Annotated in this window: 16 protein-coding genes; 8 read left to right on the plus strand and 8 right to left on the minus strand. The window is 55.4% G+C overall.

Annotated elements, in window-relative coordinates; all coding sequences use genetic code 11:
• Positions 1 to 135 precede the first annotated feature (135 nt).
• Together AL479_RS10730 and greB are read right to left on the minus strand one after the other, a co-directional pair.
• On the minus strand, positions 136 to 2,451 hold the full coding sequence (locus tag AL479_RS10730; protein WP_061076076.1) for a Tex family protein: 2,316 nt from the start codon (positions 2,449 to 2,451) through the stop codon (positions 136 to 138).
• A gap of 98 nt (positions 2,452 to 2,549) precedes the next feature.
• Entirely contained in the window at positions 2,550 to 3,023 is a 474-nt protein-coding gene (gene greB / locus AL479_RS10735) for a transcription elongation factor GreB (protein ID WP_061076077.1), read from the minus strand.
• Positions 3,024 to 3,249: 226 nt separating this feature from the next.
• Between greB and ompR the strand changes: the two genes are divergently transcribed.
• Together ompR and envZ are read left to right on the plus strand one after the other, a co-directional pair.
• Positions 3,250 to 3,969 carry a two-component system response regulator OmpR gene (gene ompR / locus AL479_RS10740; RefSeq protein ID WP_001157751.1) on the plus strand — a complete coding sequence of 240 codons (720 nt, stop codon included), beginning with the start codon at positions 3,250 to 3,252 and terminating at the stop codon, positions 3,967 to 3,969.
• Positions 3,966 to 5,318 (plus strand): two-component system sensor histidine kinase EnvZ, encoded by a 1,353-nt coding sequence (envZ, locus tag AL479_RS10745; protein WP_061076078.1) that lies wholly within the window; start codon positions 3,966 to 3,968, stop codon positions 5,316 to 5,318. The genes ompR and envZ overlap by 4 nt, the downstream gene beginning before the upstream one ends.
• Before the next feature lie 54 nt (positions 5,319 to 5,372).
• On the opposite strand, the gene pckA is transcribed toward envZ, so the two are convergent.
• The 5 genes from pckA to igaA all read right to left on the minus strand — a co-directional run bounded on the left by pckA (position 5,373) and on the right by igaA (position 11,547).
• A complete protein-coding gene (gene pckA, locus AL479_RS10750) occupies positions 5,373 to 6,992 on the minus strand; it encodes a phosphoenolpyruvate carboxykinase (ATP) (RefSeq protein ID WP_061076079.1) in 1,620 nt (539 codons plus the stop codon).
• Between the two features lie 373 nt (positions 6,993 to 7,365).
• Positions 7,366 to 8,244 carry an Hsp33 family molecular chaperone HslO gene (gene hslO / locus AL479_RS10755; RefSeq protein WP_061076080.1) on the minus strand — a complete coding sequence of 293 codons (879 nt, stop codon included), beginning with the start codon at positions 8,242 to 8,244 and terminating at the stop codon, positions 7,366 to 7,368.
• Between the two features lie 24 nt (positions 8,245 to 8,268).
• Positions 8,269 to 8,670, minus strand: coding sequence for a ribosome-associated heat shock protein Hsp15 (hslR, locus tag AL479_RS10760; protein ID WP_105291746.1), 402 nt, complete (start codon positions 8,668 to 8,670; stop codon positions 8,269 to 8,271).
• Positions 8,671 to 8,680: 10 nt separating this feature from the next.
• Positions 8,681 to 9,349 carry a GMP/IMP nucleotidase gene (gene yrfG, locus AL479_RS10765; RefSeq protein WP_061076082.1) on the minus strand — a complete coding sequence of 223 codons (669 nt, stop codon included), beginning with the start codon at positions 9,347 to 9,349 and terminating at the stop codon, positions 8,681 to 8,683.
• A 65-nt stretch (positions 9,350 to 9,414) separates the two neighbouring features.
• Entirely contained in the window at positions 9,415 to 11,547 is a 2,133-nt protein-coding gene (gene igaA, locus AL479_RS10770) for an intracellular growth attenuator protein IgaA (RefSeq protein WP_061076083.1), read from the minus strand.
• A 324-nt stretch (positions 11,548 to 11,871) separates the two neighbouring features.
• On the opposite strand from igaA, the gene nudE reads away from it, so the two are divergent.
• Entirely contained in the window at positions 11,872 to 12,432 is a 561-nt protein-coding gene (gene nudE, locus AL479_RS10775; RefSeq protein ID WP_061076084.1) for an ADP compounds hydrolase NudE, read from the plus strand.
• A gap of 49 nt (positions 12,433 to 12,481) precedes the next feature.
• Here nudE and mrcA read toward each other — a convergent pair whose 3' ends face one another.
• A complete protein-coding gene (gene mrcA / locus AL479_RS10780; protein ID WP_192478915.1) occupies positions 12,482 to 15,034 on the minus strand; it encodes a peptidoglycan glycosyltransferase/peptidoglycan DD-transpeptidase MrcA in 2,553 nt (850 codons plus the stop codon).
• Positions 15,035 to 15,154: 120 nt separating this feature from the next.
• Here mrcA and AL479_RS10785 point away from each other — a divergent pair, with 120 nt between their 5' ends.
• From AL479_RS10785 to hofQ, 5 genes are read left to right on the plus strand one after another with little or no spacing between them, the layout of a single operon-like run.
• Positions 15,155 to 15,934, plus strand: coding sequence for a hypothetical protein (locus AL479_RS10785; RefSeq protein WP_061076085.1), 780 nt, complete (start codon positions 15,155 to 15,157; stop codon positions 15,932 to 15,934).
• Positions 15,934 to 16,473 carry a PilN domain-containing protein gene (locus AL479_RS10790; RefSeq protein WP_061076086.1) on the plus strand — a complete coding sequence of 180 codons (540 nt, stop codon included), beginning with the start codon at positions 15,934 to 15,936 and terminating at the stop codon, positions 16,471 to 16,473. The genes AL479_RS10785 and AL479_RS10790 overlap by 1 nt, the downstream gene beginning before the upstream one ends.
• On the plus strand, positions 16,457 to 16,915 hold the full coding sequence (locus AL479_RS10795) for a hypothetical protein (protein ID WP_061076087.1): 459 nt from the start codon (positions 16,457 to 16,459) through the stop codon (positions 16,913 to 16,915). Before AL479_RS10790 ends, AL479_RS10795 begins: the two co-directional genes overlap by 17 nt.
• The gene (locus AL479_RS10800; protein ID WP_105291748.1) at positions 16,905 to 17,309 is read left to right on the plus strand and encodes a HofP DNA utilization family protein; all 405 of its coding nucleotides are present in this window, start codon (positions 16,905 to 16,907) and stop codon (positions 17,307 to 17,309) included. Before AL479_RS10795 ends, AL479_RS10800 begins: the two co-directional genes overlap by 11 nt.
• Positions 17,221 to 18,459 (plus strand): DNA uptake porin HofQ, encoded by a 1,239-nt coding sequence (gene hofQ, locus AL479_RS10805; protein ID WP_061076088.1) that lies wholly within the window; start codon positions 17,221 to 17,223, stop codon positions 18,457 to 18,459. Before AL479_RS10800 ends, hofQ begins: the two co-directional genes overlap by 89 nt.
• Positions 18,460 to 18,744: the final 285 nt, after the last annotated feature.

The raw sequence follows: 18,744 nt of genomic DNA on the forward strand, positions 1-18,744 counted from the left end.
AATAAATTAACGTTGTTAATGTTTAATTAAGGTTTCATCTGTTAATGGCGTGATAAATATAACGTGATGGAGAAGATGAATGCGTTAACGGGCCGGATAGGGCGATTCCGCCGCCATCCGGCACATGATCCAAACTTAACGTTTTTTACCCATTGCTGCCGCCAGCGCATCCATCATCGCGCTGTTGCCGGCGGGTTGCGCTTCACGAGTACGTGGTTTTGCCGCTTTCGCTGCCGGACGGTCATTGCCGCCGCCGCGACGGGCATTGGTTTCACCCGGCTGTTCGTCCAGGCGCATTGTCAGGGCAATACGCTTACGCTGTAGGTCAACTTCCAGCACTTTCACCTTCACGATGTCACCTGCTTTCACCACCGTGTGTGGATCGTCGACAAACTTGTTCGACAGCGATGAGATGTGGACCAGTCCATCCTGGTGAACGCCGATATCCACAAACGCGCCAAAGTTGGTGACGTTGGTGACGGCGCCCTCGAGAATCATCCCCGGCAGCAGATCGTTCATGGTTTCAACGCCATCGGCAAACTGCGCGGTTTTGAACTCCGGACGCGGATCGCGACCCGGTTTCTCCAGCTCTTTGATGATGTCGCTGACGGTCGGGACACCAAACTTGTCGTCGGTGAAATCGACGGCTTTCAGATTGCGCAGTTCGCTGCTGTTGCCCATCAGGTCTTTCAGCGCCTGTTGGGTTACCGCCAGAATACGTTCCACGACCGGATAGGCTTCCGGGTGAACGGTGGAAGCATCCAGCGGGTTATCACCGTGGTTAATACGCAGGAAGCCTGCGCACTGTTCGAAGGCTTTCGGCCCCAGACGGCTGACTTTCAGCAGTTGCTGACGATTCTGGAACTGCCCGTTCTCATCGCGCCAGGCCACGATATTCTGCGCCATCATGCGGGTCAGACCGGCTACACGGGTTAACAGCGGAACCGATGCCGTGTTCAAATCAACGCCGACGGCGTTCACACAGTCTTCCACCACCGCATCCAGCTTACGGGCTAACTGTGTCTGGCTGACGTCATGCTGATACTGACCGACGCCGATCGATTTCGGATCGATTTTCACCAGCTCAGCGAGCGGATCCTGCAGACGGCGCGCAATGGAGACCGCGCCGCGCAGTGAAACGTCGAGATCCGGGAACTCCTGGGCCGCCAGTTCTGACGCGGAATAGACTGACGCTCCGGCTTCGCTGACAATCACTTTTTGCGCCGTCACTTTCGGGAACTGTTTCTGTACGTCGAGGAAGAAGCGTTCGGTTTCACGCGAGGCGGTGCCGTTACCAATCGCCACCAGTTCCACATTGTACTTTTCACACAGCGCAGCCACCACTACGGCAGCTTTCGCCGCCTGACCGGTGTGAGGATAGATGGTATCGGTGGCGACCAGCTTACCGGTGCCATCCACCACGGCGACTTTTACCCCGGTACGCAGACCCGGATCGAGACCCATGGTGGCGCGCAGACCCGCCGGTGCCGCCATCAGCAGGTCGTGCAGGTTGCGGGCGAATACGTTGATCGCTTCGTCTTCCGCGCGCTCGCGGACGGTCCCCATCAGTTCGGTTTCGAGGTGCATCAGCACCTTGATACGCCACGTCCAGCTCACCACGCCTTTGCGCCAGCTGTCTGCCGGTGCGTTGTTCAGACGCAGGCCGAGGTGATCCATAATGATTTGCTCGCAGTGGCTCTCTTTCGGCGGCTCATCGAACTGCGGATCGGCATTCAGCGAAAGCTGCAACACGCCTTCATTCCGGCCACGGAACATCGCCAGCGCACGGTGAGAAGGCACGGAGGCGATCGGCTCGTGATGATCGAAATAGTCGCGGAATTTTGCGCCTTCCTCTTCTTTGCCGTTGACTACGCTGGCAACCAGATGAGCATTTTTCCACAGATAATCACGTACCTTCGCCAGCAGCGCAGCGTCTTCGGCAAAGCGTTCCATCAGGATATAGCGTGCACCATCAAGCGCGGCTTTGCTGTCGGCAACCCCTTTCTCTGCATCGATATATTTCGCCGCTTCGGTGTCCGGATCGTGTGACGGGTCGTTCCACAACAGGTCGGCCAGTGGCTCCAGACCGGCTTCAATCGCTATCTGTCCGCGGGTGCGGCGTTTGGGTTTATACGGGAGGTAAAGGTCTTCGAGTTCGGTCTTACTTAACGTGCCGTTGATGGCATTAGCCAGATCATCGGTCAGTTTGCCTTGCTCGGAAATGGACTTGAGAATGGCCTGACGGCGCTCTTCCAGTTCACGCAAATAGCCCAGTCGGGTCTCCAGATTACGCAGTTGCGTATCATCCAGGCCGCCGGTGATTTCCTTACGGTAACGTGCGATAAACGGCACGGTGTTCCCTTCGTCAAGCAGGCGAACGGCAGCGGTGACCTGGTCGGCCCGGGCCTGAATTTCACCCGCAATAATGCGGCAGAAAGAATCATTCATCATGGATTGGCTTCATCTACTGAGTAAAAAATCAGGGAACAGTTATACGGATTGATGGGCAAAAACGCCAGCCATAGCGCGGGGCTTCGGATTGTTCCTGCTCATTTTACGTATTCGATCGCATTCACGTACCAGCTTGCTTCCCCGCCAGGCGTGTTGACCACCGCGAGATCGCCGACCTCTTTTTTCAGCAGCGCGCGCGCCATCGGCGAGTCGATGGAGATGTAATCTTTGCGGCCGAAAATTTCATCGTAGCCGACAATCCGAAAGCGACGGGTGTCGCCATCGTCATTTTCGATCTCGACCCAGGCGCCGAAAAACACTTTGCCTTCCTGCTGCGGGGAGTAATCGACGATCTTCAAATTCTCCAGGCATTTGGTCAGGTAGCGGACGCGTCGGTCGATCTCACGTAGCCGCTTTTTATTATACTGGTAGTCGGCATTCTCGCTGCGGTCACCCAGACTCGCCGCCCAGGTCACCTTCTTGGTGACTTCCGGGCGTTCTTCACGCCAGAGGTAATTGAGCTCGCTTTTGAGTTTTTCGTACCCTTCCCGGGTGATCAGAGGCGTTTTCATCTTGTTGATTACCTTTAAGTCTGTGACGAAGCGCACAATTCGTATTACGTCACCCTGCTAACAGAATAAATAATGTGCTGCGCGTTTCATTGTATACTTAAGCTGCTGTTAAATATGCTTTGTAACAATTTAGCCTGGAATTCATACCAGAATTCGCTGGTGGCGAACGTAAGCTTTTTTAAGAATACATACCTTCAATTGTTGCGAACCTTTGGGAGTACAAACAATGCAAGAGAACTATAAAATTCTGGTGGTCGATGACGACATGCGCCTGCGCGCGCTGCTGGAGCGTTATCTGACCGAGCAGGGCTTCCAGGTTCGAAGCGTCGCTAACGCCGAGCAAATGGATCGTCTGCTAACCCGCGAATCTTTCCACCTTATGGTACTGGATCTGATGCTGCCGGGTGAAGATGGACTGTCTATTTGCCGCCGTCTGCGCAGCCAGAGTAACCCGATGCCGATCATCATGGTCACGGCGAAAGGGGAAGAAGTTGACCGCATTGTCGGGCTGGAAATCGGCGCCGATGACTATATCCCGAAACCGTTTAACCCACGCGAACTGCTGGCGCGTATTCGCGCGGTGCTGCGTCGTCAGGCGAACGAACTGCCTGGCGCGCCTTCTCAGGAAGAAGCGGTCATTGCCTTTGGTAAGTTCAAGCTGAACCTGGGAACCCGCGAAATGTTCCGCGAAGACGAGCCGATGCCGCTCACCAGTGGTGAATTTGCGGTACTGAAAGCGCTGGTGAGCCACCCGCGTGAGCCGCTGTCCCGTGACAAACTGATGAACCTGGCGCGTGGCCGTGAGTATTCTGCAATGGAACGTTCCATCGACGTACAGATTTCTCGTCTGCGTCGTATGGTCGAAGAGGATCCCGCTCATCCGCGTTATATCCAGACCGTGTGGGGCCTGGGCTACGTTTTCGTGCCGGACGGTTCTAAAGCATGAGGCGAATGCGCTTCTCGCCACGAAGTTCATTTGCCCGCACGCTGTTGCTCATCGTCACCCTGCTGTTTGTCAGCCTGGTGACGACCTATCTGGTGGTGCTGAACTTTGCGATTCTGCCGAGTCTCCAGCAGTTTAATAAGGTCCTGGCCTACGAAGTGCGTATGCTGATGACCGATAAACTGCAACTGGAGGACGGCACGCAACTGGTGGTGCCTCCCGCTTTTCGCCGGGAAATTTACCGTGAGCTGGGGATTTCTCTCTACTCCAATGAAGCCGCCGAAGAGGCGGGACTGCGTTGGGCGCAACACTATGAATTTTTAAGCCATCAGATGGCGCAGCAGCTGGGCGGGCCGACGGAAGTGCGCGTTGAGGTCAACAAAAGTTCACCGGTTGTCTGGCTGAAAACCTGGCTGTCGCCCAATATCTGGGTGCGCGTGCCGTTAACGGAAATTCATCAGGGCGATTTCTCCCCGCTGTTTCGCTATACGCTGGCCATCATGTTGCTGGCGATAGGGGGGGCGTGGCTGTTTATTCGTATACAAAACCGACCCCTTGTGGATCTCGAACATGCCGCGCTGCAGGTAGGGAAAGGCATTATTCCACCACCGCTGCGCGAGTATGGCGCGTCCGAGGTGCGCTCGGTGACCCGTGCGTTCAACCATATGGCGGCGGGGGTGAAGCAGTTAGCGGATGACCGAACGCTGTTGATGGCGGGGGTCAGTCACGATCTCCGTACGCCGCTGACGCGTATTCGCCTGGCGACAGAGATGATGAGCGAGCAGGATGGTTATCTGGCGGAGTCCATCAACAAAGATATCGAAGAGTGCAACGCGATCATTGAGCAGTTCATCGACTATCTGCGTACCGGGCAGGAGATGCCGATGGAGATGGCCGATCTTAACGCCGTGCTGGGCGAAGTAGTGGCGGCAGAAAGTGGCTATGAGCGTGAAATTGAGACCGCGCTACAGCCGGGCAGCATTCAGGTGAAAATGCACCCGCTGTCTATCAAACGGGCAGTGGCTAATATGGTGGTTAACGCCGCACGTTACGGCAACGGATGGATCAAAGTCAGCAGCGGGACGGAACCTCATCGCACCTGGTTCCAGGTGGAAGATGACGGCCCCGGCATTAAGCCCGAACAGCGTAAACACCTGTTCCAGCCCTTTGTGCGTGGCGACAGTGCGCGTAGCACCAGCGGTACCGGGTTAGGGCTGGCGATCGTGCAGCGAATCATCGATAACCATAACGGTATGCTGGAAATTGGTACCAGTGAGCGGGGCGGACTTTCTATCCGCGCCTGGTTACCGGTTCCTGTGGCCCGCGTCCAGGGGACGACCAAAGAGACGTAAAAAAGGGAGGCGAAATGCCTCCCTTGTTATTTTTGCTTTATCCGATCTGCTGGCTTACAGCTTCGGTCCGGCGCTGACCAGCGCTTCGCCTGCTGGCGTATCGGTGTATTTCTCGAAGTTCTCGATGAACAGTTTCGCCAGCGCAGTCGCTTTTTCCTGCCACTGCTCCGGAGACCCGTAGGTATTACGCGGGTCGAGAATACGAGTATCTACACCTGGCAACTCAGTCGGGATCGCCAGATCAAACATCGGCAGGTTGAAGGTTTCCGCATCGTCCAGAGAACCATTCAGGATGGCGTCGATAATCGCGCGGGTATCTTTGATAGAGATACGTTTGCCCGTACCGTTCCAGCCGGTGTTGACCAGGTAAGCCTGCGCGCCAGCGGCCTGCATGCGTTTCACCAGCACTTCAGCATACTGCGTCGGGTGCAGCGACAGGAATGCTGCGCCGAAGCAGGCTGAGAAGGTTGGCGTCGGCTCGGTGACACCGCGCTCAGTCCCTGCCAGTTTAGCCGTGAAGCCAGACAGGAAGTGGTACTGCGTCTGGTTGGCGGTCAGGCGGGAAACCGGTGGCAGCACGCCAAAAGCGTCAGCGGTCAGGAAGATTACCTTCGTGGCATGACCGGCTTTGGAAACCGGCTTAACGATGTTTTCGATGTGGTAGATCGGATAGGAAACGCGAGTGTTCTCGGTTTTCGAACCGTCGTCAAAATCAATAGTCCCATCGTCGCGCACGGTGACGTTTTCTAACAGCGCATCACGGCGGATAGCGTTGTAGATTTCCGGTTCCGCTTCTTTCGACAGCTTGATTGTTTTTGCGTAGCAACCGCCTTCAAAGTTGAACACGCCATCGTCGTCCCAGCCGTGCTCGTCATCGCCGATCAGACGACGTTTCGGGTCGGTGGAGAGAGTCGTTTTCCCGGTGCCGGAAAGACCGAAGAACACGGCAACGTCGCCTTTCTCGCCCACGTTGGCGGAACAGTGCATTGATGCAATGCCTTTCAACGGCAGCAGGTAGTTCATCACCGAGAACATGCCTTTCTTCATTTCGCCGCCGTACCAGGTACCACCAATCAGCTGGATACGTTCGGTCAGGTTGAAGGCGACAAAGTTCTCGGAGTTCAGACCCTGCTCTTTCCACTGTGGGTTTGTGCATTTCGCGCCGTTCATCACGATAAAGTCAGGCTCAAAGCCTTCCAGTTCGTCATCGCTCGGGCGAATAAACATGTTCTTCACGAAATGCGCCTGCCACGCTACTTCAGTAATGAAGCGGACAGAGAGGCGGGTGTCGGCGTTTGCGCCACAGAACGCATCAACGATAAACAGACGTTTACCGGAAAGTTGTTTGGTGACTAATCCTTTCAGGTGCTGCCAGGTTTCCTGGGACAGCGGTTTGTTGTCGTTCTTGCCTTTTCCTTTGTCGGACCACCACAGCGTGTCACGCGTGGTGTCATCACGAACAATGTACTTATCCTTCGGCGAACGTCCGGTGAAAATACCGGTATCAACTGCAACGGCACCCAGGTTTGTCAACACACCACGCTCGTAACCTTCCAGGCTTGGGTCTAGCTCTTCCTGGTAAAGGGTTTCATAGCTCGGGTTGTAAACAATATCCTGAACGTCGCTGATACCATAAGCCTTGAGATCTTGCGGGGTTAATCGTTTCACGCGCATATCACTGCTCCTTAGCCAATATGTATTACCTGGAATAGTAAGGTTTTTTTGGGGGTGTTAACCGCGACAAGGCTCATAGATTTACTTATCTGGACAAAATCACGATTGACTGAAAACGCTGTGACTCCAGTCACGAAGCGGGGCTTATTATGGCAGGAATGACTTTTTAGTTGTGGAAAATGTTCCTAAAAGGTTAAAGATTAGTATTTTTCACGGGAATGTTGTGAGTGTAATCGCATTCATGCTGGAAATTAACAAACCACTTACATACAAAATATCGATTCACCACGAAAGAAAATTTTAGCAAAAAGTGCGGAATAAATTGCAGACGGTCGGAGACGCTTCGCGTCGTCCGACCGGTTCAGGATATTGATCAGTGAACCTGCGGATCGGCAGGGGAGGCGTTATTACGGATCTCGGCAATATCCATAGCATTGAACAGGTAGTGACTCCCGCAATAGTCGCAATGCATATCGATTTCGCCTTCTTCCGCCAGAATGCTATCCACCTCTTCGTCCGGCAGCGTTTTCAGTGCGCCAGCACAGCGTTCGCGAGAGCAGGTGCATTTGAACTCAACGTCCTGCGGATCGTAAAGGGTGACCTCTTCTTCATGATACAGACGCCACAGCACCTCATTAGCGGGCAGGGTCAGTAACTCGTCCGCTTTGATGGTTTCGGTCAGCGTGGCCAGATGGTTGAAGTCATCTGCTTGCGCATCCTGGGCTGGCATCACCTGCAGCAGCATTCCGCCGGCAGCGGCTTTCCCGTCAACATCACCGGTACGAATGAACAGACGGGTTGGCAACTGCTCAGAACGCAGGAAGTAATCTTCCAGACATGCCGCCAGAGTATCGCCTTCCAGACCGACAACGCCCTGATAACGCTCGCCTTCTTCCGGGGTAATGGTAATGACCAGATAACCATTGCCGACCAGCGTTTTCAGGTCTGCATCATCCGGGATCTCGCCCTGGACACGCGCGACGCCGCGCATCTGCTGATTATTGTTGCCGTTGATCACCGCGAGGCTCAGCGGACCATCACCCTGGAGCTGAACGGTGATATCACCGGCGAACTTCAGCGTCGCCGTGAGCAGACTGGTGGCGACCAGTAACTCAGCCAGCACGGTTTTCACCGGCTGCGGATAGGTATGGTTTTCGAGGATCTGTTGCAGGGTTTCCGATACGGTTACCAGTTCGCCGCGCACGGCAAAGTTTTCAAACAGATAGCGGTGTAATTGGTCATGTTGCGGCATAATCATCTCTCTTGCGGGCGACAGTTATTCACTGTCGCCGTGTTTAAATCGTAACAGGTCGCGGCGTTCTTTTTTGTCCGGTCGCCTGTCCGGGTGCGGCATGGTCAGAGCGTTAAGCTTACGCGCCAGCGCCATTTTTTCGCGTTTCTCTACGCTTTCCGTCGTCTCTTCGTACAGTGTGACGGCTTCGCTGGCCGGACGACGCTGCTCGGTAATCGCTTTGATCACCACGGTGCGCTCATCATTGCCCTGACGCAGCGTCAGCGTAGCGTTCAGTTCGACGATCTTGCTCGGCTTACTGCGCTGTCCGTTATAGTGAACTTTCCCGCCGTCCACCATTTCACGGGCCAGTGCGCGGGTTTTATAAAACCGCGCAGCCCATAGCCATTTATCCAGTCTGACCTCAACCGGGGGCTTCTCTTTCATGGCGTCTCCTTCACATCAGTGAGGGGATCAGTCGGCGGTAGTCATTCAGTGACGGATGGCGCGTATATTCTTTTTCCGCAATGCCAGAGTCGGGGTTAGTTACACCGAGGCAATAACGAATACCAAACTTCGCCGCCGCATCGAGAATAGGTTCGCTATCGTCGATAAACAGCGTTTTCTCTGCACTCATTCCCGTTTCTTCCGCCACGGCGCGCCATAACCGCTGATCCTCTTTGGGATATCCAAATGTGTGGGTAGAAAGTAATAAATCAAGGTGTGAGGCCAGACCGGTATGCTCCAGCTTCACGGCCAGATTATGCGGATGCGCGTTGGTCAGCAAAATCCGTCGTTTACCGCAGGCTTTGAGCGCATCTAAAAAGGGGACCGTATCGTCACGCAATACGGCTCGCGGCCCCATCGCGGTGGTCATCGCGCAGATATCCAGACCCAGACGGTCGCTCCAGTAATCAAGACAGTACCAGTTTAGCGTATGCTGCACGGCATGATATTCCTGACGGATGCGTTCCTGCGCCTCTTGTGGCGAGATCCCGTTCTGCGCCCCGTAGGTTTCAGGCACCAGCTTTTGCCAGAAGTAGTTATCAAACGCCAGGTCGAGCAGCGTGCCATCCATGTCTAACAGAACGGTATCCACGTTCTGCCAGGCAATATCAATATGCATGGGAACTCTCCAGAAGAAAACGCGATGCGGCACAGGGTAGCACACCCGGCGCCGCAGACATGTTATCAGATGAGGCTTTCCGGAGCGCTGATGAGCTTCGGATTCAGACAGCTTTCATAGTACTGCTGAATCTCCATCATGCGGGTGCGATGGCGCTGATAGCGGCGGAATGCCTGCACGCCATTATAGAGTGTGCAGGCTAACATCGTCAGCATCAGCAGCGTGGTGCCGAGATAACGCCACAAACCGGAACGATCGGGAATGCGGTGCAGGCCAATGTGCTGCGTGCCATTGGCATCAGTATAAATATTGGTGACGATCCCTTCGGCGCTAAACGGCGTGTTCATCAGCATTTGCGCCAGTCGCTGGAAGGCGCTCCACTGTTCCTGCGCCGGGTAGTCGTACAGCGATACGGTCGGCCAGGGCTGATCGACCAGATCGCTGCCTTCATCACTGACGATCAGGAATCCGCCAGGGGCAGGGCTGTTCAGCGACTGGGCGGCGCGGGCGGTCTCGCGGGTAATAAAGGGCGCGGTGGAGGTGGTGACCAGATTGTCGAGCGATTCGGCGCTGACGGGACGCAGCAGAACATTGACCCCGTCCAGTTTGCCTGCGTTGGCACGTTTCACCAGCGCGTTCCAGTCTTTACTGTTCCCCAGGTTAACCAGCGCATTTTTGAGGCGCACACACTCATCTTCTGCTGCGCACAGTTCGGCGGTTTTCAGGACGATATCGCCAAAATCATCCAGCAGCACCATGCCCGATTTCTGAATAGCGGAACGCAAGGCCGCGCTGACGCGAGAGTCATCTTCCGGTTTGGGGTGCAACTGGCGGTTAACGGCCTGCGAGAGCGCAGTGGCTTTGTTCACCAGATCGGATTCTGGCAACGGCAGCGCTGGGGCGTCATTCCAGATGATCTGCGAGCAGTCAAACGGCATAAACGGCGAGCTGGTTTGTGCGCTCCAGGTGCCCTGCGCATGAATATTACACATGCCGGTACCGCGAAGATTCAACGTGTCGCCGACGCGCACGCCTGACTGTTCAAGCTGTTTTACGCTGGTTGCTTCGATGGTTTGCGCGCCCTTCATCCACGATAGTGTGAACTTAATCGGCATATCGAGCGGGATCCAGAACAGCAGCATGAGCAATACCAGCAGCGAACCACCCGCGATGATCGTGCTGCGTACCCAGTGCTGCAACGGGAAGTTTTTGACCTCGTCATGCAGGGATAAAAACCGCCCCTGACGCACGACGTGGCGATCGAGATAAATATCAATATCTGTTTGCTGGCCGAGATCCTGCGCAATGTAAGGCTGCCAGTGAGTCGGATAAACCAGGTCGATAATCCCCAGCGAGATATTGTTAATCTGCTCCTGGTCATTTTCGCCAAACAGTCCCCAGCGGCGCGGCGTTCCCCGCAGGCAGTGAATTTCGCGTAGCGCGGTTTTCGACGGCGGAGCGAATAAGCCCCACAATCCTGCCGCCAGCAACAGCACGGCTCCGCCCACCATCCACGGCACAAAGACGTCCGGCGTTACCAGACAGAAAAAGAACAGCAGGAAGGCGGCAACAATTAACAACGCTTCGCGGAAACCGGCCGGGCGGCTAAGCGCGTACTCTTCATGCGTCTCCTGACGAATGTTCAGCAGCTCAATTTGCTCGCTCTCTTCGCCGCGAATTGACGCCTGTGTGGACGTGGTCGGTTGCAGCGCGTAACCACGCGCTTCCTGCATATACTCTTGCAGGGAATGACCATTTAGCGAGATCACCAGCGGCAGCGTATCGGTGTGGATCAGTTCAACGCTGTTTTCATCATTAATATACTGTTCCCAGAAGGGCGGCAGATGGACTTCAACGGAATCGAGGTAGTAGCGCCACTTATTCGGATCGTCCGTCGTGATGCCGTAGCGGGTGATGGAATGGGTCAGAATGATGACGCTATTGCTTTCAGCATTCAGCGTCAGGGAAACCGGGGCCGCGCTGGCGCCTGTCGGACCGGGTACCTGCTGGATTTGGCTCAGGCTATCAAGATAATTTTCAACGGCGCTGCGTTCTTCAGGCGTGAGTTTGCGCGTTGCCGCCTCTGAGAACGCATTCGTCCATGGCAGCTTACGCCGTCTGGCACGAACGTTAAGTCGCCACCAGGCCAGCAATGCACAGGCCAGCAACGCCGCTAAAAAAATCAGAATGGTGCTCATGCTTTCCCCATCTTACTTAATCTGTCAGGCGTGGTCAGTCGCACCCTGTCACAATAAACGTGATCCCGTGGTTGGCTATCGGCAAGCATGGAGTTGAACTTGAGCATTTTTCAGCGCATCCCAGTGAATGCTGATGATAGCAAAACCTACAAAAGCGGAATATCAGCAAATTCCTGGACCTATTTCAACCTATTGACTTTTAATTTGAACCAGGAATTATATTTTTATTAGGTTACATAAATGTAAATAACCGGCAATTCGCATTGCCGAAACCGTGTTGCGTATCGCACAATAACGACTGATTTCACGGCATAGATTCTCACGATGAGCAAATCATTACAAAAACCCACCATTCTGAACGTCGAAACTGTCGCGCAGTCGCGGCTATTTAGCGTTGAAAGCGTGGACCTCGAATTCAGCAACGGCGTGCGTCGCGTCTATGAACGGATGCGTCCCTCTACCCGTGAAGCGGTAATGATTGTCCCGATCGTTGACGATCATCTGATCCTGATTCGTGAATACGCGGTGGGAACGGAGTCCTATGAACTGGGCTTTTCCAAAGGGTTGATTGACCCCGGTGAAAGCGTGTTTGAAGCGGCGAACCGGGAACTGAAAGAAGAGGTCGGTTTTGGGGCAAACGATCTGACTTTTTTGAAAAAACTCAGCATGGCGCCATCTTACTTCTCCAGCAAGATGAATATCGTGGTGGCGGAAGACCTTTATCCCGAGTCACTGGAAGGCGATGAACCCGAACCGTTGCCGCAGGTGCGCTGGCCGCTGGCGCATCTGATGGATCTGCTGGAAGACCCCGACTTCACCGAAGCACGAAACGTGAGCGCGTTGTTCCTTGTTCGCGAATGGCTGAAAGGGCAGGGGCGGCTGTAAACGGGATTTCTTGTAGGAATGAAAAAAGGCGCCGCAGCGCCTTTTTTGTTTAGAACAGTTCGTGTGTTTCACCACCATCAGTGATGGTGGTTCCCACCTCATGCACCGCCTGCTGTGTCGGCTGCGTGCCTTCGATGAAATATTCTGCCCGGCTGTTACCGCCGTTTGCCAGTTGTCCGGTACTGCGGTCGATATTGACCGTGACGATGCCCGGTGGCGGCGTCAGCGGCTCCTCAGGAACCCCTTCCAGCACCGCCTTCATGTAAGCATCCCACGCGGGTTGCGCACTCTTCGCGCCGCCTTCGTAGCCGGAGATTTGATCTTTGATCGCGCCAGAGGCAGTGGTGCGCCCCAGGTCACGACGGTGATCGTCAAATCCAATCCACACGGAGGTGACCACCCCCGGACCGTAACCGGAGAACCAGGCGTCTTTCGAGCTGTTGGTGGTCCCGGTTTTACCGCCGATATCGTGGCGATTCAGATCGCGACCTGCACGCCAGCCGGTGCCCATCCAGCCGGGTTCGCCGAAGATGTTGGTATTCAGCGCGCTCTTAATCAGGAAAGCCAGTGGCGTGTTGATCACATGTGGTGCGTACTCTTGCGCCCCGGTCTGTGCCACTAACGCCTGATTTGCCTGCTCCAGTTTGGGCATTGGCACGGCGGCATTCTGCTGCTCGCCAGAGATGGCGACATCTTCCACATTGTTGTTTTCCAGAACGTTGGATTTCTGTGTATCACCGTAAATCACCGGGATATCACACTCCGGGCAGGCAATTTTCGGCTTCGCTTCGAAAATCACACCGTTCTGGTCCGTTTCGATCTTGCTGATGAAATACGGATCAACCAGGAAGCCGCCGTTCGACATGACTGCATAACCACGCGCCACCTGTAGCGGGGTAAATGACGCGGAGCCCAGCGCCAGGGATTCGGTATGCACGATGTTTTGTGCCGGGAAGCCGAAACGCTGCAAATATTCCGCTGCGTAGTCCACGCCCATTGCCCGCATGGCGCGTACCATCACCACGTTTTTCGATTCACCCAGCCCCTGACGTAAACGAATCGGGCCTGCGTACTGCGGTGGTGAGTTTTTCGGACGCCAGTCGGAACCGGCACCCGCATCCCAGCGAGAGATTGGGACGTCGTTCAGCATGCTCGCCAGGGTCAGACCTTTGTCCATCGCGGCAGTGTAGAGGAACGGCTTAATGTTCGAACCGACCTGACGCAGCGCCTGAGTAGCACGGTTGAACTTGCTCTGGTTAAAGTCAAAGCCGCCGACCAGCGCCAGCACAGCCCCGTTTTTCGGATTGATAGAGACCAGCGCGGAGTTCACATCCGGGACCTGCGCCAGCCACCAGGCTTCGCCCATCTTCCGCACCCAGATCTGCTGGCCGGTCTGCACCGCGTCAGTGACTTTACGCGGCGTCGGGCCCTGCTGAGTGTCCGAACGATAAGGACGCGCCCAACGAATGCCCTCCATCCGCAGCGAGACCGAGGTGCCATCTGCCAGAGTCGCCGTCGCTTCCTGCGGGTTTGCACTGGTGATCACCGCCGGCAGCAACGGTCCGTAAGTTGGCAGCGCTTTCAGCGTATCGGTGATTTTTTTACTGTCCCATGCGGTTTCACCCACTTTCCACAGCACGTTGGCCGGACCGCGATAGCCGTGGCGCATGTCATAGTCCAGCACGTTATTACGTACCGCCTGTTGCGCGGCCTGCTGCACCTTGCGGGTGATCGTGGTGTAAATACGGTAACCGTCTTCATAGGCGTTTTCGCCGTAACGGTTGTACATCTCCTGACGCACCATTTCTGACAGGTACGGGGCGGAGAAAGCGATTTCCGGCGCATGATAGTTGGCGTCAATCGGCTCATTACGCGCCTGATCGTACTGTGCCTGAGTGATGTACCCTTCGCTCAGCATACGCGACAACACCACGTTACGACGTGCGGTCGCGCGGTCCATCGAATAAAGCGGGTTAAAGGTAGATGGCGCTTTCGGCAGACCGGCAATCACCGCGATCTCACCCAGATCCAACTGGTCGACTGATTTACCGAAATAGACCTGCGCCGCGGCCCCGACGCCATAAGCGCGGTAACCGAGGTAGATCTTGTTCAGATAGAGTTCGAGGATCTCATCTTTACTCAGCAATTGCTCAATGCGGATCGCCAGGAACACTTCCTTAATCTTACGCATCAGCGTGCGTTCAGGACTGAGGAAAAAATTTCTTGCGAGCTGCTGCGTGATGGTACTCGCCCCCTGAGAGGCGTGACCGGAGAACAGTGCAACGCTGGCCGCACGGAAAATCCCCACCGGGTCAACGCCGTGGTGCTCATAGAAACGACTGTCTTCTGTGGCGATAAAAGCTTTGACCATTTCCGGCGGGATCTGATTGAGCGTCACCGGAATACGACGTTTTTCACCATATTGCGCAATGAGCTCGCCATCTGCGCTGTAAACCTGCATCGGGATCTGCAAACGCACATCTTTAAGCGTCGCGACGTCAGGTAACTGTGGCTCAATATAGCGATAGAGGCCATAAATCGAGCCTGCTCCCAGCAGGATGCAACATACTGCAAGGATCAATAAATACTTTACGAACTTCACCGGAGATTTCCCATTTAGTTTCATTTGGGCAGTTTATAAACAACCGCGCGGTAGTATAAAGGCAAGCCAGACGCATTGATATACCCGCGAGAGCGACGGGTGATAAGGAGATCATCAGCAATGGCTTTCAGATTCTGGCAAGTCGGCTTACACATTCAGCCACACGAAGCCCTGGCGGTTGCCGTCGTTCGCGGCGCGTCGGGGTGGTATCTACAGCGCTGGTGGCGTCTGCCGCTGGTGCAACACACCATCAACGACGGACATTTCCACGACGCCGAACAGCTTGTTGCGGTGTTACAACCGTGGAGTCGCGAGCTGCCGCAACGCCATCATATTCACCTCTCTTTTCCTGCGAGTCGGACGCGGCAAAAGCGCTTTCCACGCCCCTCAATGTCGCTTCGCGAGCGTGAACAAACTGCCTGGCTGACAGGTTCGATGGCACGTGAGTTGGACATGGAATCGGCGGCGCTGCGCTTTGACTATAGCGAAGATGCGCTCGCCCCGGCCTATACGGTCACTGCCGCGCAGGACAAAGAGATTTCGGGTCTGTTAACGCTGGCGAAAACACTCGGTGTAAACGTCACGGCGATCACGCCGGATGCCTGCGCATTGCAGCGTCTGCTGCCTTTTCTTTCCCCGGAACAGACCTGCCTGGCGTGGCGTGATGATACGCAGTGGCTGTGGGCAACGCGCAACGCCTGGGGGCGCAAATCGCGGGCAGAGATCGCTCATCTTCACGACCTGGCTGCCGGGCTTTCCCTCAGACCCGAAGAGGTGGCGCTCTGCGCAGAAGAGGATTTTGACCCCTGGCAGGCGGTTTCAATCCGTCAGCCTCCCGTGCCCAGGGAAGGTCATGCATTCGCCGTTGCGCTTGGACTGGCGCTGGGAGAAATGCGTTGATGCATCCTCCCGTCAATTTTTTGCCCTGGCGACAACAGCGGCGTAACGCCTGTCTGCGTATGTGGGGTGGGCTATTCGGCGCATCAGCGGCGATCGTGCTGGTACTAACGCTGCTCGGATATCTCACCCGCGCCACGAGCGGGCAGGCAAATGTGGTTTTACTGCAGGCGGAGCAGCAACTTGCCACGGCACTGACAACAGTGAAACCCCGGCTGGAGGCGCGCCAACGTCAGGCGCAGCAAGCCATTCAACGAGACAGATTGCGCGAGCAGACCCGCCGCTGGCAGCCCGCGCTGGAAAACCTTGCGTTGAGTTTGCCGGCACAGGCCTGGCTGACCAGCATGGACTACCAGCAGAGCTCGCTGGAGCTCAGTGGAAAAGCGCTTACCTTTTCTGCGCTCAGCACACTGGAAGCCGCCCTGCGAGACTCGCCGATGTTTGAGATAAGCCATACCGGCGCCACCCTACGGGATGCGCAGGGATACTGGCAGTTCCAGTACCGGGTGATATGGAGAGAAGCGCATGATCGCCCTCTTTGACGCCTGGTGCGCCTTTTCGCCGCGTACCCGCATTATCTGTTGGGTAAGTTGGGTGGCCGCGCTAAGTACGATCGCGCTGTTTTTTCTGTTCTTACCGGGAATGCGTGATGATGACGCGCTTAACCAGCAACGGGTGGCAAACCGTCAGCTCAGTTCAACGTTGTATCACCTCTTTGGCGCGCAGACAGAGGCACAGATTTCATCGGCATCGCAAACGCCGGTGTTTTCACCGCTCACGCTTCAGGTGCCGAATGTGCAGTTACTGTACTGGCGCCCATCGACGCAGGGCGGAGAACTTGCGGTGAAGGCGCCGTGGGAGGCAATGGTGTCATTGTTTGGTTATCTGGCGGCGCGCGGCATGTCCGTGAGTGGATTCTCATTGAAAGCGGAAAACGACGAGCGAGTGTTAACGCTCAGGCTGGAGCCTCTCCATGAAGGGTAGGGACGCGGTGTTGGTGGCTCTTTCATTGTCGATGCTGACCGGCATGCGCGATCCGTTCCGCCAGCCTGAAGATCATTGCCATGGTGCTGAGCTGGCGCAATGGCGGTTCCAGGGGATGGTGAGCCGGGGGGAACGAAATATTGGACTGCTTCAGGACGGGCAGCATCACTGGCGCCGTGTCGAGCAACATGAGGTTCTGGATAACGGCTGGACTATCGTGCAACTCACGGCACAGACGCTGACGGTGAGCACAGGTAAAGAGTGTGACCCGCCCCGGTGGCAGTGGCAACGACAAGGAGAGGGTAATGAAGCAATGGATACTGGTGGTGTTGATCGCCATCCTGCAGCCGGTTCAGGCCGGAAAAACCCAGAACGTGACGCTGGTGGTGGATGATGTTCCCGTCACGCAGGTTCTTCAGGCGCTAGCTGAACAGGAGCGAAAAAACCTTGTGGTATCGCCGGATGTCAGCGGCGTGGTGTCGTTGCATCTGACGGATGTCCCGTGGAAACAGGCGCTCCAGACGGTAGTGAAAAGCGCCGGACTGGTGTTACGTCAGGAAGGGGCGATTTTACATGTGCATTCCGAGAGCTGGCAGAGTGAAGAGGCGGCGCGACAGGAGGCGGAAGTCGCAAGACGCCAGGCGAACTTACCGCTGGAGAATCGGCATATTGCCCTGCATTACGCCGATGCCACTGAACTGGCGAAAGCGGGGGATAAACTGCTGAGTGCCAAAGGCAGCCTCACGGTGGATAAGCGCACCAATCGACTGCTGGTCAGGGATAACTCGCCGACGCTGGCGCTGGTGGAACAGTGGGTGGCGCAAATGGATCTCCCGATAGAACAGGTCGAACTGGCGGCGCATATCGTCACCATTAATGAAAAAAGCCTGCGTGAGCTGGGGGTGAAATGGACGCTGGCAGAGGCCGAGAAAGCCGGTGCCGTGGGGCAAGTGACGACGATAGCCAGCGATCTTTCGGTCGCAAATGCCACCACTCGTGTCGGGTTCAATATTGGTCGTATTAATGGGCGGTTGCTGGATCTGGAGCTGTCCGCGCTGGAGCAACAGCAGCAGCTCGATATTATCGCCAGTCCGCGACTGCTGGCTTCTCATCTGCAGCCCGCCAGCATCAAGCAGGGGAGCGAGATCCCCTATCAGGTTTCCAGCGGCGAAAGCGGCGCGACGTCGGTGGAATTTAAAGAGGCCGTGCTTGGGATGGAAGTTACCCCAACGGTTTTACCGAAGGGGCGAATTCGCCTGAAGCTGCGCATTAGCCAGAACATGCCGGGGCAGGTGCTGCAACAGGCAGACGGCGAGGTACTGGCCATCGATAAGCAGGAAATTGAAACGCAGGTCGAGGTAAAAAGCGGAGAGACGCTGGCGCTGGGCGGCATTTTTTCAAACAAGAATAAAACCGGGAAGGACAGTATTCCGCTGTTAGGCGATATCCCTTGGTTTGGACAACTCTTTCGCCACGATGGGAAAGAAAACGAACGTCGTGAGCTGGTGGTATTTATTACGCCCAGATTGGTCTCGACAGAATGATTTATGCATGAAACACCGTTGTTTTTGCACTTAACTCGTTTCAGGGATTTGACGTGCGCAGCTATTTAGCATACAAGGAGTACCGATTTGAGAGTCGGTACTTCTCATCGCCGTCCGGCAACGCCGACTCGGGTTGTCTACAATCTGGTTTGATGATTTATTCAGTTGCCAAACCTGCTTGAGTATTGAGATAATTTTCAGTCTGACTCTCGCAATATCTTATGAGGTTTCAGTTCATGTCCTGCTGCGCTCAGTGTCTGCGACGCGGGTTTATCATTAACGAAT

This window comes from Citrobacter amalonaticus (assembly GCF_001559075.2).
Taxonomy (GTDB): domain Bacteria; phylum Pseudomonadota; class Gammaproteobacteria; order Enterobacterales; family Enterobacteriaceae; genus Citrobacter_A; species Citrobacter_A amalonaticus_F.